Origin of the sequence: Mycoplasma milvi, from assembly GCF_048284715.1 — a bacterium.
Classification (GTDB): domain Bacteria; phylum Bacillota_I; class Bacilli_A; order Mycoplasmatales; family Metamycoplasmataceae; genus Mycoplasmopsis.
Genome location: NZ_JBLWAH010000001.1, coordinates 201,482 through 217,525 on the forward strand (window position 1 = coordinate 201,482; position 16,044 = coordinate 217,525).

A 16,044-nucleotide genomic window follows, 5' to 3' on the forward strand; every position below is an offset into this window, starting at 1 on the left:
AACTAAATAGTGGCCTAAAGCTATTAAAAACCATATCATAAGTTATTATGATATGGAAAGTAATTACTTAGAATTTATTTCTGCTGCTTGAAGAATATAGAAAATAGGCAATTCATGGTCAGTAATTGAAATTTCAGTTCATATTTCGCTATATTTTATATTGTCCATTAAACTATCTCTTATCTCTCCTACGGGTAAGCTTAATTCTAAACTAGTTTGATTATCTTTAATATTGCGAATATAAGTTTCTAGCTCTTTGAAAAAGTTATAACTGTATTTATCTTGCTCTATTAATTTATATTTTAGTTCAATTAACTTAATATCTTTACTGTATTCTTCCTGTATTTTGCTGTTTGCATTATTTATTGATAATATATATGCAATTGCAGAGCTAATTAGTGGCTCATATTCATTTTTAAACATTGAATAACTCAATGGAATTGCATTATTTAAATTGATTCCAACGCTAAGAGCATTTGCACGAGTCTTTTTATTTTCTATTGTATATTTTTGACTAAATTTATAAGAGAATCCTAATGAAATATGTAAGCTAAACTTATCATTTTCTTTCTTACTCTTGGCTTCTTTTGAAGAAATAAGGCTATAATCTTCATTATCTTTTATAGCTTTTAGCACATGTTCCCATGAGCTTATAATATTTGATATATTTGCATATTGTTCAAGTCGTCCATAACGTCCATATACTTTATCTGTTAATAAAGGGGATATTTTAGAATCATCATCAGAATTATGAATTCATGATGGGAAAAGTTTTGAAAACTCATCATTTTGTTTTTTAATTAAAGCCTCAATCTCATTTTTCGTTTCAGTTAAATCACCATTTGGAAAATCAAGAATTGAAATTGCTCCATTACTGTATTGTTTCATATTTTTCAACACGTCTCATAGATTATTATTTGCTAATGTTGCAAACTTAGAATTGTCTTCAACAATATCAGGATCTACTATATAAGCACTTGGAACAACTAGCTTTTTGAAAAGATCTTGAATATTATTTATTCAATATACACTTTGATTTAAGTTTTTATGCTCATAACTTTGAATAATATCTAAAATATATTTAATATAGTTATTTAATGTATAAAGATTAGCTAAATTATTGTTTTTATTAACAAATACAACTTTATATATATCATCCACAAGTTCCTCGTAAAAATCAACTACAACTGCTGATTTATTAAATTCTTGAGTATTGTCTTGTTCAGTTAGAGCATCATATAAGTTTCCAACCAGCATTTTATATCATTGCTTATCACTATATTTTTCATTATATTTTAGTATTGCTTCAACATTTGCTCAATCAATGAAGGCTGAAGCATTAATTGAGATTTTTTTATTGAATTTGGGATTAATTTTGAAGAATAATGAATTAATGTGATTAATGGTTGCAACATTTGATTTTTTAAGTGCATTATAATTAGCAGCTAATTGTGCATTTTTATACAGCTTTTGTCCATTTAATTCTGGCTCCTCTTGATGAGTACATGAAGAAGAAACCATTGGTAATGTGGCAAAAGCGCTAATTGTTGTAAGGCATAAAATAGTCTTGATTTTTTTCATATCCGCTCCCATAAACCTAAAATGTTGAATTTAACTCAAATAAATATTTACTTAGTTTGAACATTAGGCATATAAATAATCTATTTACTTATATTATATTCTTTAAGCTTCCAGCCTACCAGGTGTGTGAAAATTTTCCACATACCTGTGCCTTTAGTATATAGTGCTAAAAGTCCCTATTTTTACATTCATTTAATATTTTTTATTTTTGCAGTGATATAATTTAAATATTAAGCAAAAATGAATATAAAAGTTGTGTTTTAAAGAGATTTCTTATCCCGTTTTGTGCTTAATTTACTAAAAATTAAGGAGGTAATATGGGACATAAAAAAGAATATACAAGACAAAAAATTAAGAGTTCTTTACTTGCTTTCGCATTCTTATATCGGATCAAAAAACCATGACAAAAAATCTTGGTAATGACCATAATTGGAACTGTTATGGGTCTATTTGGAGTGTTACTACTTCAAAATACTGGACTATATGCTCTTGGGTTGGAAGCTTTTGGGCAAGGTATTGGTAGTTTTTTTCTATACTACATTCAATCTAAAAATCCAGACTCTAATTTAGGCTACATTGTCTTTAACCTTTGTTTCTGATTAATTTACTTTATTTTAAACATCCCTCTGTTAGTCTTATCATGAAAGAAGATTTCACATAGCTTTACCATCTATACAGGTTATTACTTATTTATTTTTACATTAGCTGGGGTAATTTTTGGTTTCATTCCTGGAATTAACGAAGTTTATTTATTCACAAACTTAAAAGCTAATTCACCAGCAATTTTTAGTCAAAATGAAGTCCAAGTTGTGCTTTGAAACTATGATAAAGATGCAATTAAACACATGGCTATTTTCTTATATTCACTTTGCTGAGGTATGTTACAAGGAATAGCTGCTGTAGCTTGCATAATTATTGGATCTTCTACTGGTGGTTTTGATATTTATGGAATGTATATTGCCAAAACTAAGCTTAAAGATATTGGTACTGTCTTTCTCTTTTTAAACTTTATTTCATTAACTCTTGCCAACATTATGGGATCTTATATTCCAGCTTCAATGTCACTGGAACAAAAGCCACTAGAAGGAAATAGTCCATGAGCGCTTGATATCTTCTTTAATTTAAACTATGTATCAGGCTTCTTCATGTTATTAATTAATGCCTTTATTGTTAACTTTACTTATCCAAAAAATAAATTAGTGCAAACTCAAATTTTCTGTGATCACCCATTCCAATTAATTGAACAAATTAATAAACTTTCAAATCGTACATATACTTTTTCAATTGTAGAAGTAATTGGTGGATATTCTCGTGCTAAGAAATATATGATTACAACTAATACTCAATATTTAGATGCAGCTGATTTATTCCTGGTAACTAAGAAAATTAATAAAGATTTATTTATTTCAATTCTTGATCTGAAAAAAGGTGATGGTTACATGTTTATCGAAAAATAGTATTGTTCCAACAGGGACAATATTTTCTTTTTAACTAGCTTTTTGGGCCCAAAATTTAAAATTTTATAGAAAAAGTGTTTAGTTTAAAATAAATATGCTATATAATATTAAGCATATGGGGCAGTACTCAAGAGGCTGAAGAGGTGGTCCTGCTAAGACTATAGGGGAGGCAACTCCCGCGGAGGTTCAAATCCTCTCTGTCCCGCCAGTAAACACTAGGAAACTAGTTTTTTTTATGCATTTTTGCTTCAAAAACGAAAATGTGGAACAAAAACTATTTTTCCACAATTCACAAGAATTATTTTCTAAAAAATATTTTTTTGTTCTATAATATAGGTATAAACAACAAACACATACCTTAGAGAGGAATAAAAACATGACAAAAAAAGAATTCATTAACGAAGTATCAGAACGTTCAGAATTTACACCTAAAGATGTAGAAAAAGTATTTGATGCTATGGTTTTTGTTCTAAAAGAACAATTAATTATGGAAGAAAAAGTAAGATTATCACACCTAGGTATCTTCTCTACTTCAATTAAACCAGCTAGAACAATGTCAAATAAATTTAAGAAATCAGCAGATGAACCAGACTACATCGAAGTGCCACAAAGACGTGTTGTAAAATATACACCTTCTAAATACTTACGTGACTTAGTAGACTTCAAAGCTTAATTAAGAATATTTAGACAACCAGGAAACTCAAGGATTAGTTTTCTTGAGTTTTTCTTTATCTCTTGATATGGTATCGACTTATGCATTTGATATTGCGCTAATACATATGGTATATTAACTAAGTAAAATTCGTTATATAGTGAAAAATACACAATAACAAAAGCTATTCCCTTATGAGTCTCAATTAGTTTCAAATAATCTAGCTGGTGGGCTTGAAAGTTACTTAAATCCAAACGATTTTCATTTGTGCTTTTAGCTTCAAAACAAATAAATCTACCTTGATACATGCCTATGTAATCAACTGTAGATTTCTTGAGACTAAAAGTACCAAGAAATTTATTTCTATCGCTACGAATAAGTGCTTTTAATTCCATAGGCGTAGCCTTTTTCTCAATATAAGCAATGTCATTGTTTCAATAATAAGCTAGTGTTTGATTAATAATTGTTTCCAAAAACATCCCGCGATTTTTATTGTTCATATACTAATAAATTAAAAATTAGTTAAAGTGAACTAAAAATGAACTTTTCCTTGCTTTTGTTCACTTTTTGCATAAGAAAATTGCGATTGTAAAGTGAAAAATCTCACAAAATATGCTGCATTTATATTTAGGTTTTAAATTTAAATTTAATAAAATATAGTAAGAAGGTAAAAATGAATAAAATTTTAATAATTGGTAACTGAAAAATGAATTTAACATATACAGAAGCAGAAATGTATATCGCTAAAATTAAGGATCTTTATCAACAAAACGCTTCTGTTTTTAATAATAAAGTTAGTTTTGGAATTGCAGCTCCCTACACATGTTTGCCTGCCTTTAGAAATCTTAAAATAGATAATTTTGTCTTAGTTGCTCAAGATGTCTCAAGCCACCAAGAAGGATCTTATACAGGTGATGTTAGCGCAGCTATGCTTAAGGATTTAAACGTTTCATATGCTATCATAGGGCACAATGAACGCAGAGCACACCACAAGGAAGATAATGCTCTCATTAATGCAAAAGCTAAGCAACTTATAGCTAATGGTATTATCCCAATAATTTGCGTTGGTGAAAACTTACAAGATTTTGAAAGTGGCCAAACTAAAAGTATAATCAAGCAACAAGTTTTGGAATCAATTGCTAATTTACCGTATGATAAATTTGTTATTGCTTATGAGCCAGTTTGAGCTACAGGAACAGGTAAATGTGCTTCATCATGTCAAGCTCAAGAAATTTCTGAATATATCCGTTCTTTAGTGGGCCAAAACTGTCACATTTTATACGGAGGAAGTGTAACTGAAACTAATGTAACTAAACTAATTAACAAAGATGATATCGATGGATTCTTAATTGGCAAGGCTTCATTAAATGTTAAGCAATTTTTTGACATACTAATGGAAGTGGCGCATAATGAAAAATAATAAAATAAAAGTCTTTATCGATTTTGAAGCGATTACCAATAACTTTTTAAAACGCCTACCTGGTAACTTAAATATTCAATTTTTACCTTATTGTTATACGATTGGTATGTATCGTGAAAACAATTTAAATAAAGGTTTTATGACCAAAACCTCAATGATGTCATTTAAGAATTTTAACTATCGTACTTATTTAAATAAGCTTAAAACTAATCTACTAAATGATTTATCTATTTTAGCTAAAGAAGAAATTTCTGCTGCTAATTTAGCTGAAAAAGTTGAATTTTACGGTTGAAACCCTCAAATGGAAAATATCATTTTAAATAAGCTATTTGGGATTAATTGTTTTAACGCTTCAAAATACAATGGTAAGCGTTTATTATCACTTAAAATTGTTGTCCCTCACTTACATAAGGATGATTATTTTATTGCTACTAGAGCCCTATTTGAAGCCAAACAACCTGAAATAGATGCCAGCATCTTTGATGATCCAGGCTTTGCTGCAAGCTTTTTAGGTTTTATTCGTTTTCAATTATTTAATAAGACTAAAAAGTCAACTAATAAACTAAACTTAACTTTACAAGACTTACAAATTATTGATACTGATATTGTTAATTATAATAAGGATGATGTATTAAAATTAGATTATTGTTATCGTAATCAAGATATCATATTGCAACGTTCAAATCATCTCGATACAATTGATTCTAACATTAATAAAACTACTTCAGCTCTGTCTCATCAAAAGAAACTGTTAAATAATTTTGCTAAGTATGCTAAAAAGTATGAAAAAACTCAAGATGATGATTCATTACTTGCACTTGAAAAATATGCAAATGATAAAATTCATGAATGTAACTTGCTGCTAAAATTTATTAAAAATCTCCCTGAAAATGTAGCTTCTCTTGAAGAAGCTATCATGTGAGCTGAATTAAAAATTGAAGCAACTAATGATAAAATTGAACATTTCAAAAAAGAACGTAAAGAATTTTAAATTACTGGCTTGCCAGTATTTTTTTATAAAAAAATGTGCACAAGGCACATATTAATTATTATAGGTATGTTTCACTAGGTTTTAATAATTCAAGAGGGAATTCCACTACAATTTTCTTACCAAATGATTCAAGTTCTACAACAGCAATATCTTTATCAACATCAAGTAAAGCAATAGGTCCAATTTCACCTTTATATGGTCCATTAATTATTTCAACAAGATCACCTAACTTAAGTCCAAGTAAGTTTTTACCTTCATTAAATAATTTTAAGTATTCAGCTTCAGCTTTAATCATTTTTCTAATTTCACTAGCTGAAACTGGAGTTGGTTTAGCTCCTTTTCCTGATGATCCAATAATCCCTGTAACATATTGAGTGTTACGGATAACGTATCAAGCTTCATCAGTCATATCCATGTTAGCAAAGATGTAACCTGGATACATATTTACATATTTAATCTTGTAAGGTTCTCCAATACGTTTCTTTTCCATTTCTTTAGGTGTTAATGTTGGTTTTGAGTACATTTTGAAAGCACCAAATTCTGTAGCTTCTTGATTGAATGAATCAGCAACATTTTCAGCCACAATTCTGTTTTTTAATGCTTCTAGAACTTGTTCTTCTTTTCCACGAATAGTAGAAATCATATATCATTTAAAATTTGTATTCATCTTGTCTCCTTATTTTGCTGCACCGATTGCAGATCATAATGATGTAAATCCGATTGTTACACCATACACAAATAAAGCAAATATTACTGTAAAGATTATTATCTTAGCTAAATTTTTTCAATTTTCTTTTGGTGAAGATCATCTAACACGTTTAATGTCTTTGACAATCTTACGTAAGAAATATCTTTTTTTGCGATTTTTTCATCTTTCTTTTAAAGATGGTTTCTTTTCTTCAACTACTACACTAGTATCAGTCACTTCTGATGTTTCAACTTGTGTTTCATTTTCTAAACTCATTATACTTCCTCTTTATGTAGCGAGTGTACTTTACAGCGTGGACAGAATTTTTTAATTGCAATTCTCTCTGGATTACCTGCACTTTTAACTGTGACATAATTCTTTTTACGACACAATTCGCAAGCTAGTGATACTTTATTATTTTTCATATGTTTATTTTATCATAAGTTGCAAAAATTGCTTGTTTTTAATATAAAACTTTATAAGTTTTATCCTATTTTGCACAAACTAGCCATTTTTGTTTAAAATGTAGAAATTTTTTCATTTTTCTAATCCTAAAAAATAGGCCTAAACAATTGAAAAATTCACTTGAAATATTATTTTTTTGTACTAGAATTAATATGTAATGGTTAATGTAACATATAAAAAGACTGAACTGAAATATGGATTCAGTGACTTTATTAGTCTATTACACATTTTAACAATTTTAGGGCACAAGAATACTGCTATGAGTAGCTCTGAAATTGCTAAAAATGCTAACATTAATCCTGTTAAAGTCAGATTAATATTGCAAGCAATGGATGACAACAATTGGATTAAAAAGAGTCGAGGTCGTAAAGGAGGGTATGCCTTGAATGTAGGGCTAAAAGACATCAAATGTAGCGACTTGCTTGATGTTTTAGACCTAAAGTTACTAAATAGAACTTGGGCGAGTGGTCTCAAGGATTCTGAATGCGTGATCTCACGAAATATAGAAGCAGTAGAACAGGATTTAATAAACTCATTAAATAATGTTATATACGAAAATTTAAAAAACAAAACACTAGAAGATATTAAAGAAGATGTCTTATCTAGGGAGGCTTAATATGTTAGATATTGAATATGATGTAATTATTATTGGTTGAGGAAAAGCAGGAAAAACTCTTGCAACAAAATTATCAGCTAATAAACAAAAAGTTGCTCTTATTGAAAAAGATATAGATATGGCTGGGGGAGCATGTATTAATGTGGCTTGCTTGCCTACAAAAGCTCTAATTCACAGTGCTAAAATTAGACAACAAGCCGAAACCCACAATCTTAATATGACTTGAAAAGAAAAAGAAGCATATTATAGAACAGCGCAAAGATATAAAAGAGCATTTATTAAGAAAATGCATAATGACAGCTATGATCAAATTATAAGTAGTGAAAATGTTGACTTATATGTTGGAGCAGCTAGTTTCCTTGATCAACATACAATTCTTATTGAAACTCAAAATAAATTAATTAAAATTCGCGGAAAGAAAATTGTTATTAATACAGGTTCTAAACCTGTTAGATTAGATTTAGATATTAAATCTAAAAACATTTTTTACTCAGATGCAATTTTAGAATTAACTGCATTACCAAAAAGATTACTTGTAGTTGGGGCTGGTTTTATTGGTCTTGAATTTGCAAGTATGTATAATAACTTTGGAAGTAAGGTAACAGTTTATAGTAAACTACACAATTTCCTTCCTTCAGAAGACTACATGGACTCATATAGTATTAAAGAAACAATGCAAACTCAAGGAATTAACTTCGAAAATGATGCCGAAATTATTGCTATTAAAGACTACAGCAGAGGCACAAAAGTTACAGCTATCATTGATGGCCAAGAAGTCGAAGAAATGTATGATGCAGTTTTAGTTTCAATTGGACGTGAACCAAACTTAGATCGTTTAGGACTAAGTAAAGCTGGTGTTATTACCGAAAATGGCGCAATTAAAGTTGATGAAAACTTAAAGACTACAGCTGACAACATTTGAGCTGTTGGTGATTGCAAGGGTGGTCCATTCTTCACATATGTATCACTAGATGACTCTAGAATTGTATTACCTCAATTATTAGATAAAACTAATGAACGTAACCTTGGTAATCGTCCACCAATTCCATTCTGTTTATTCATCGACCCAGCCTACGCACGTGTAGGAATGAATTGTAAAGAAGCTGATGCCAAAGGTATCAAATATGAAGTTAAACAATTAAATACATCATCAATTCCAAAAGCTAAAACAATACATGAAACATTTGGATGAAATAAAATACTTGTAGATAGTGAAGGCTACATCATTGGAGCGACATTATTTAATTATCAAGCTGATGAAATGATTAACCTTATTTCATTAGCTATTGCTAAGAAAATTAAATATGATGAATTAGCTAACTTTATTTACACTCATCCAACCTTTACTGAAAGCTTAAATATATTTGGATAAGAAAAAAGCACAAACGTGCTTTTTTATATCTCTTATTCATTTACTGCTGGTTGCATAGCTTTTTTGCTTACAATAGCTTGATAAAGTTTGTATCCTTCAACACAAATTGTAAGTACAAATGCAAGTAAAATTGGAATTAATCAATAAACAACTGAATATGAATAGCTAATACTTAATAAATCAACATTTCCAAATAATTGGTTAATACCTGGAATAAAGGCTGATCCAAGCATACAAATCATACTAAAGCTACTTGCTAAGTAAACTAATTTGTATTTAGCTAGAGAACATTTAAAGATACTATTTTTTGACATTAAGTTTAGTGAGTTAATACTTGATCCAACTCCTAAAGTAATAAAGGCAGCAGAAGATGTTAACATAACAAAATCTTTTCCATTTATACCATGGCTAGAAGCATATAGTCCTACAATTAAGTAAGAAAGCAATGCAGCAAGAGAAAGAATTACACTGTGAATAATTAGACGTTTGCCAAGTCCATCAGCAAAAATGCTTTGGTTTTTATTAATTGGCTTATGGTTCATTACATCCGCATCACTAGGCACCATTCCAAGTGCAATAGCTGGTAATCCATGTGTTAATAAGTTAATTCATAATAGTTGGGCTGCAGTTAGAACAATAAATTCTTCACCACCAATTGCATCTTTAAAGATAAATCTAAAGGCAAATAGTCCAACTAACATAACAATAATTTCAGTTAATGAAGAAACTAGTAAGTTTAAGATAACTGTTTTAATACGTATAAATGTTTCTCTACCTGATTTAACCGCACGCACAATAGTGTTAAAGTTATCATCAGTTAAGATAACATCAGCAGCTTGTTTTGAAACATCAGTTCCAGTAATTCCCATAGCACAACCAACATCACTAGCTTTTAGGGCTGGAGCATCATTTACCCCATCTCCTGTCATAGCAACCACTTGGTTATGTGCTTGTCAAGCTTTAACAATTCTAAGCTTGTCAGATGGATTTACTCTAGCATAAACTGAAATATGTTGTACTTGTTGAGTTAATTCTTCATCACTCATATTTGCTAGTGTAGTACCATCAATAGCTTTATCACCTTCTTCAAAAATACTTAAACTACGTGCAATTGCTACAGCTGTAGTTAAGTGATCTCCAGTAATCATAACTGTCTTGATACCTGCACGTTTAGCTTCTTCAATGCTTGCTTTAACATTTGCTCTAGGTGGATCAATTAATCCAATTAAACCTGAGAAAATAAAGTCATGTTCATCTGCAAGAGTAATAGTTGATACATCTTCTGGTAGCATTTTGTAAGCTACTGCAATAACTCTAATTGCATCATTAGATCATTCTTCGTTCATTTCACGAACATTAGGGTCTAATTTAGCACATTTACCAAAGATAACATCTGGTGCCCCTTTAGTAATTAAAATCTTTTGTCCATTAGGTGCCTTAATAAGCACTGACATCATTTTACGATCACTATCAAAAGGTAACGCTGCTAGCTTTTCAAATTTTGAATAAAACTCTTCTTTTGAATTTCCTTTTTCAAGTCCAAATCTTAAAATAGCTGTTTCAGTAGGATCTCCTACTTCTACATAATTACCATTTTCATCTAAAGTAACTTGTGCATCAGTACATGCTACAAAGCTACCTAAAGTTTGTGATTTAGTTAAATCTTGTACTCCTTGAGCATCATAGAATTTAACCACTGTCATTTTATTTTCTGTTAATGTACCTGTTTTATCTGAACAAATAATACTTGTTGATCCAAGGGTTTCAACTGCTGGGAAAGCTTTAATAATAGCATTTTCCTTAGTCATACGTGAAACACCAATAGCTAGTAGCACAGTAGTAAAAGTAATTAATCCTTCAGGAATAGCAGCTACAGCAAGTGAAATACCTATAATAAAGGCATTTGAATATAATTGAGGGTTGGATCATTCACCACTAAAGGCTCCAGTTAAAATAATTTGAATTATAGTTGAAGCAAATAGTAAGATAATCCCTGAAATTCCAAAGATTTTAGATAACTTATCTAATTTAATTTGTAAAGGTGTTTTTGGAACTTCTTGTTCTTGAATACTTGAGTTGATTTTACCAACTTCAGTATCTTTTCCAATTTTTTGTACTAAGGCAATTGCTCTACCTGTAACACAATATGTACCTGAGAAAATAGTATTATATCTATCTCCTAGTGGTAATTGTTCAATATTAGCAATTTCACCTACTCTTTTTTCAACAGCTAAAGCTTCTCCAGTGATAGCTGATTCAACCACACTAAAGCTAAAAGCTTCAACAATTTTAGCATCTGCTGAAATCATATCTCCAGCTTCAATTACAATTAAATCTCCAACTGTAACTTGAGAAGATGGGATTGAAACCATTTTACCATCACGAATAACTTTAGCATATAGTTCATTACTTTTAGCTAAAGCCCGGACAGCTTGATCACTTTTTATCTCTTGATAGGTACCAAGCATAGAGTTTAGGGCAACTACTATTAAAATGATAAATGGTTCGATATATGCAATTGCAATTTGTCCATTAGTTTCGAAGTCACCATGCACGTGTTCATAAATTGTAACCCCAAAAGAAAAGGCAGCTGCAATTAATAACAAGATAATCATAAAGTCTTTAAATTGAGCTAAAAAGATCACGAAAACACTTTTACGCTCTTTGGCTTTAATTGTATTTTCTCCTAAAGAAGCAATTCTTGCTTGTGCTTCTTCTTGAGTTAAACCAGACTTCAGGTCTGTATTTAATAAATTCTCCATTTATTTATATCCTTTCTAAAAACATGATAATTATATTATTTATTTAATTCTTGCATATTAAAGAATTGCTTAATATCGTATCAATCTGGATCGTTTAAGTTCTCTTCATAATTATCAGCAGTTCTTATATATAAAGTATTATCTTTATCTCTAACAAATGCAGTTTTAAGGTTATATTTTTTACTTTTGCAATCATTGTTATATCATTTTTCGTAACGTTTTAATGTGGCATATTTTTGAGCACTAAATGGATCAATATTTTTGCTTTCACCTTGGAAGCTTTCTCCCCCTTTAGCCTCTATAATTCAAATAGTGCCTTTACTATCTTCAAGAATATAATCTGGATAGAAAGCTTGAAGTCTTTCTAAACCTTCTTTTTTGATAATTAAAGAAAAGTAAGGTTTCCCTTTATCTCCATTTTTGTAATATCACTTAATGTGCTTATTACTTTGACAAAACATTTCAAAAAGGTGTTCAGGCAATGATCTAATTTTATTTTTAGTTGTTGCCATACTTGCATCATATTCTTCATAAACATTTTTAGTGAAAACTTTTTTATCCTTAGAAGTAGAGTCATAAACAATTTCATCTTTTGTAGGAATATATCAGTTGCTTCTAACAATATCTTCATCAGATTCAAACAAATTGTAATTATTTACAATGTTGGCTTGAGTTGTAAATTCTTGAAAATCACTAGCTAATTTATTAACATTGTTAATTAAAAAGATTTGTGGTTTAGCTAGGCCTATTTCGATGATTTGATATCTTTCTAAATATTCATTGGCTCTTCTTGAGCTAATTAAAGTATTGAGCATATTTTTTAATTGCTTACCATCAAATCCTAGGATGTTTCTCAATTTATCAATTGCATGAGTTTCGTCGTTGTGATTTGCAGCTGTATTATAGTGATAACGAACATCTTTACGCACTAAAACATCATCAATCATTCCGGATAACTCTTGAACTTGTCCTTGGCGCATATCATCATGGATGAATTTTGTATCAATAATGTATCCATTATCTGCTAATTTCTTAGCATTTTCTTCTAAATCTCTGGTTAATTTATACTTTTCTTTTAAAAATTTATAAATAAGCTTTGAAGTGTGAATTCATTGATCATCATCATGTGCTGATGTACGTAAACTTCTTTCTTCTTTCACTAATGTAAACTTATTAAATTCAGGTTTAAGATTTACTCTTGCTACTTCAACGCCATTTGCTTGCATTAAGACATTATCTTTAAATTTAGCATCAAAAGTATATAAGAAACAATTATCAATTTTATCATCATCAAAATGTCTTTGTGATGGCATTCTTCTGATTCTTCCTATAGTTTGGATTTCGAAGTTTTCTGCCATGTTATCTCTTAATTTAACTAAAATTTTGGCTCTCGGGCAATCTCAACCAGTTGCTGTAGCTTGTTTAAAGATTAAATATTCAACTGCTGAATTATTTTTTTCAATACCTTCAATATTTTGTTTATCATTGTCAAGTCAAATTGCTAATTTACCATTTTCAACACTTACTCCCATCTTATCAAAAAGATTTTCTTGCATGTAACGAATTAATGAATCACTTTTATTTGGTATTTGAACTATAACAAGAGGATTAATTCTATATTGAGAATCAATGCTTTCATATGCTTTAACTATTTCTAATCTTTTTTGTTCAGCAGCTTTTATCAAAATAAATGCTTCGTTTTCAAAATCTTCTAAAGCTTCTTTTGTATTTACATCAGGATTTATGTATATAGAGCGAGTTATAAGTTCAGAATCAATAACTTCTTTATCTGTTATTTCAATGTACTCTTGACCTTTTGCTGCTTTTGCAGTAGCAGATATTCTAATTTCTTTAAATGGTTTAATATGATCGTGTAAGAAATCAAAAGCTTTTTTAGTTTGGTTAACATGTTCTTCATCAACAATAACTATAAATTTGTAACCATTATCTCTAGCCTTAAGGGCTTGATCATGAATATTATAATATTCAGCTTCAGCTATAGCTTTATTTCCTTTTTTAGTAATCTTTTCTCAGTTAATGAAATATGTTGTATCAGGTACAAAACCATTATTTAATATGTCTTGAACATCACCACAGTCATATTCGGGATAAAACTTAATCATTTTTCTTTTAGATTGTTCTTCTAATGATCCAGCACCTGGTGCTAGTCATAGGAATATAAATTCCTTGTTTACATCATTATTTATGACATTAGCAATCATTTGTAACATCATTAATGTTTTTCCTGATCCAGTAGGTGATTTTATAACTAATGATTTCTTATCTTTGTTAGCAAGTACAAAATTTGTTGTATTTTCAATTGTTTTTTCTTGAAATCTTTTTCATTTTATATTTATCATAAGTAGTCAGTCTCTTTCAATTCTTTTTCATAGTAATTATCTGGAATAATAATGATTTTGTTTTTAATATGATCATAGACCTTAGATTTATATGGGTCAACTTTGTTTTCATTCATAAAGATCACAGTAGCATTTAATAAATCATCTTTATTAGCATTTTCTAATTCATCTTGGCTAGTTATAAAGAAAATTTCTTTATTATCAATTAATTTTCCTAATTCTAACTGTGATAGTTGCTTTGAAGATCCTTCTAGTTGATCTAAATATCTTTGGTCGTAATTTGAAACAATAAACTCATCCTTATTAATTGTTTCGATTTGTTGATATATCAAGTTGTGAGGTAATTCATCTTGAATATTACTTAATCTTTTAAAAGTAACATTTTCACATATGTTATTTTCATTATTTGTACATAAAATATAGGTTCTATTTCCACCATCTTCGGCATTTAGCTTAGCAACAGCATGTCCTGTTGTACCTGATCCAGCAAAGAAATCAAGAATAATTGACTCTTTTTTGTCATATGCAACCATATTAAGTAAGTAAACAATTAAACTAACTGGCTTAGGATATGAAAACTCAGAGTTATCATCTAATATTTTTTTTAGTTCCATTGTTGCTGTAAGTGTATATCCAACATTGTCACTTATTGTTATAGACTTTTTAGGAATTGCTACCTCATTCTTTTTCTCTTTAATGTATCTTAACCTAAGTAATTCAGTTTTGGAAATAATTATGGTTCCATTATTTAATTCTGTTTCTAGTTTGCTTTGAGTTCATTTTCAGCGTGCTCATATAGATACTCCATTTGAATTGTAATTGTTATTTATAACAATTTCATCTTCTAGTTCAAAGAAATCATCCTTGAAAGGCTTAATAGAGCCTTTTGAATGATTAACAAACTTAATGGTACCTTTAGGAAAGAATAATTTTGAATATTTATTGGGCTTATTGATTAGAGAACTATCACCCATTTCACTTGTTATAGCCCCCATCAACTTACCATTAATCTTATTTTTATTATTTGAATACGCAAGGACATACTCATAATCTCTTCTGACAAATTTTGAAAGTGATGATCCCCCAGCAGCTTTATTTCATAAAAAGTTTTCTATAAAATTATTTTCGTTAAAAATATCATCACATAATAATTTTAATTGTGCATATTCATTATCATCTATGCTTATAAAAATTACACCATTTTCAGTTAGTAAAGTCTTCGCTAGTTCTAACCTTTTCTTCATAAAAGATAATCATTTTGAGTGTCTAAAAGTGTCCTCCGAATCAACATACGCATCATTATAAATAAAATCCTTATTACCAGTATTGTAAGGAGGATCAATATAAATTACATCAATTCTATTTCTGTGCGTTTTTTGAAGCAATTTTAGCGCTTGATAATTATCTCCCTCAAGCAGATAATTTAATTCCTTTGCATTATTATTTGCAATGATTAAATCTTTTTGTTTTAAAGTTAATATTGAATCATTAGTTTCTTTAACAATATCTTCTTCTTTTTCTTCAAAAACGAGCCCGTATTTTTTTGTATGTAATGATTCTCTAATGAGAGCAAAAATATCACGTTGCTCTTGTGTTAATGAATCAGTTTCTTCTTGTTGTTTTAATCAATTTAAAATAATTTGTTTCTTTTCATTATTCATAACTTACCTCACAGCATAA

The 16,044-nt window shown here is 29.3% G+C and carries 14 protein-coding genes and 1 tRNA gene; 7 read left to right on the forward strand and 8 right to left on the reverse strand.

Going from position 1 to position 16,044, the window contains the following annotated elements; genetic code table 4:
• Window positions 1–63: 63 nt before the first annotated feature.
• Window positions 64–1,581, reverse strand: a complete 1,518-nt coding sequence (locus ACNQ13_RS00630; protein ID WP_418035415.1) for a hypothetical protein — start codon at window positions 1,579–1,581, stop codon at window positions 64–66.
• A 317-nt stretch (window positions 1,582–1,898) separates the two neighbouring features.
• Between ACNQ13_RS00630 and ACNQ13_RS00635 the strand changes: the two genes are divergently transcribed.
• The 3 genes from ACNQ13_RS00635 (at window position 1,899) to ACNQ13_RS00645 (ending at window position 3,711) form a co-directional block, all read left to right on the forward strand.
• Complete coding sequence (locus ACNQ13_RS00635) at window positions 1,899–3,038, forward strand: YitT family protein (protein WP_418018707.1); 1,140 nt, start codon at window positions 1,899–1,901, stop codon at window positions 3,036–3,038.
• A 117-nt stretch (window positions 3,039–3,155) separates the two neighbouring features.
• Window positions 3,156–3,246: transfer RNA gene (locus ACNQ13_RS00640), tRNA-Ser, on the forward strand.
• A gap of 150 nt (window positions 3,247–3,396) precedes the next feature.
• Window positions 3,397–3,711, forward strand: coding sequence for an HU family DNA-binding protein (locus ACNQ13_RS00645; protein WP_416742042.1), 315 nt, complete (start codon window positions 3,397–3,399; stop codon window positions 3,709–3,711).
• Here ACNQ13_RS00645 and recU read toward each other — a convergent pair.
• A complete protein-coding gene (gene recU / locus ACNQ13_RS00650) occupies window positions 3,708–4,190 on the reverse strand; it encodes a Holliday junction resolvase RecU (protein WP_418035417.1) in 483 nt (160 codons plus the stop codon). The two genes, ACNQ13_RS00645 and recU, sit on opposite strands and share 4 nt — an antisense overlap.
• A gap of 173 nt (window positions 4,191–4,363) precedes the next feature.
• On the opposite strand from recU, the gene tpiA reads away from it, so the two are divergent.
• Together tpiA and ACNQ13_RS00660 are read left to right on the forward strand one after the other, a co-directional pair.
• Entirely contained in the window at window positions 4,364–5,110 is a 747-nt protein-coding gene (gene tpiA / locus ACNQ13_RS00655; protein WP_416741560.1) for a triose-phosphate isomerase, read from the forward strand.
• A complete protein-coding gene (locus ACNQ13_RS00660) occupies window positions 5,100–6,101 on the forward strand; it encodes a hypothetical protein (protein WP_418018711.1) in 1,002 nt (333 codons plus the stop codon). Before tpiA ends, ACNQ13_RS00660 begins: the two co-directional genes overlap by 11 nt.
• A 58-nt stretch (window positions 6,102–6,159) precedes the next feature.
• Here ACNQ13_RS00660 and nusG read toward each other — a convergent pair whose 3' ends face one another.
• Genes nusG through rpmG form a run of 3 tightly spaced genes read right to left on the reverse strand, consistent with a single transcriptional unit; the run spans window position 6,160 to window position 7,214 of the window.
• Window positions 6,160–6,768, reverse strand: a complete 609-nt coding sequence (gene nusG, locus ACNQ13_RS00665; protein WP_416741562.1) for a transcription termination/antitermination protein NusG — start codon at window positions 6,766–6,768, stop codon at window positions 6,160–6,162.
• Window positions 6,769–6,777: 9 nt separating this feature from the next.
• Complete coding sequence (gene secE / locus ACNQ13_RS00670) at window positions 6,778–7,065, reverse strand: preprotein translocase subunit SecE (protein WP_418035419.1); 288 nt, start codon at window positions 7,063–7,065, stop codon at window positions 6,778–6,780.
• On the reverse strand, window positions 7,065–7,214 hold the full coding sequence (gene rpmG, locus ACNQ13_RS00675) for a 50S ribosomal protein L33 (RefSeq protein WP_416738397.1): 150 nt from the start codon (window positions 7,212–7,214) through the stop codon (window positions 7,065–7,067). Before rpmG ends, secE begins: the two co-directional genes overlap by 1 nt.
• Window positions 7,215–7,411: 197 nt before the next feature.
• Here rpmG and ACNQ13_RS00680 point away from each other — a divergent pair, with 197 nt between their 5' ends.
• Window positions 7,412–7,870, forward strand: coding sequence for an Rrf2 family transcriptional regulator (locus tag ACNQ13_RS00680; RefSeq protein ID WP_416741564.1), 459 nt, complete (start codon window positions 7,412–7,414; stop codon window positions 7,868–7,870).
• A gap of 1 nt (window position 7,871) precedes the next feature.
• A complete protein-coding gene (locus ACNQ13_RS00685) occupies window positions 7,872–9,242 on the forward strand; it encodes a dihydrolipoyl dehydrogenase family protein (protein ID WP_416741565.1) in 1,371 nt (456 codons plus the stop codon).
• 32 nt (window positions 9,243–9,274) lie between these two features.
• Here the strand turns inward: ACNQ13_RS00685 and ACNQ13_RS00690 are convergent, their stop codons facing one another.
• From ACNQ13_RS00690 to ACNQ13_RS00700, 3 genes are read right to left on the reverse strand one after another with little or no spacing between them, the layout of a single operon-like run.
• Window positions 9,275–12,004 carry a cation-translocating P-type ATPase gene (locus ACNQ13_RS00690; protein WP_418035420.1) on the reverse strand — a complete coding sequence of 910 codons (2,730 nt, stop codon included), beginning with the start codon at window positions 12,002–12,004 and terminating at the stop codon, window positions 9,275–9,277.
• Window positions 12,005–12,039: 35 nt separating this feature from the next.
• Entirely contained in the window at window positions 12,040–14,364 is a 2,325-nt protein-coding gene (locus tag ACNQ13_RS00695) for a DEAD/DEAH box helicase (RefSeq protein ID WP_418035422.1), read from the reverse strand.
• Window positions 14,358–16,025, reverse strand: coding sequence for a site-specific DNA-methyltransferase (locus ACNQ13_RS00700; protein ID WP_418035423.1), 1,668 nt, complete (start codon window positions 16,023–16,025; stop codon window positions 14,358–14,360). Before ACNQ13_RS00700 ends, ACNQ13_RS00695 begins: the two co-directional genes overlap by 7 nt.
• Window positions 16,026–16,044 lie beyond the last annotated feature (19 nt).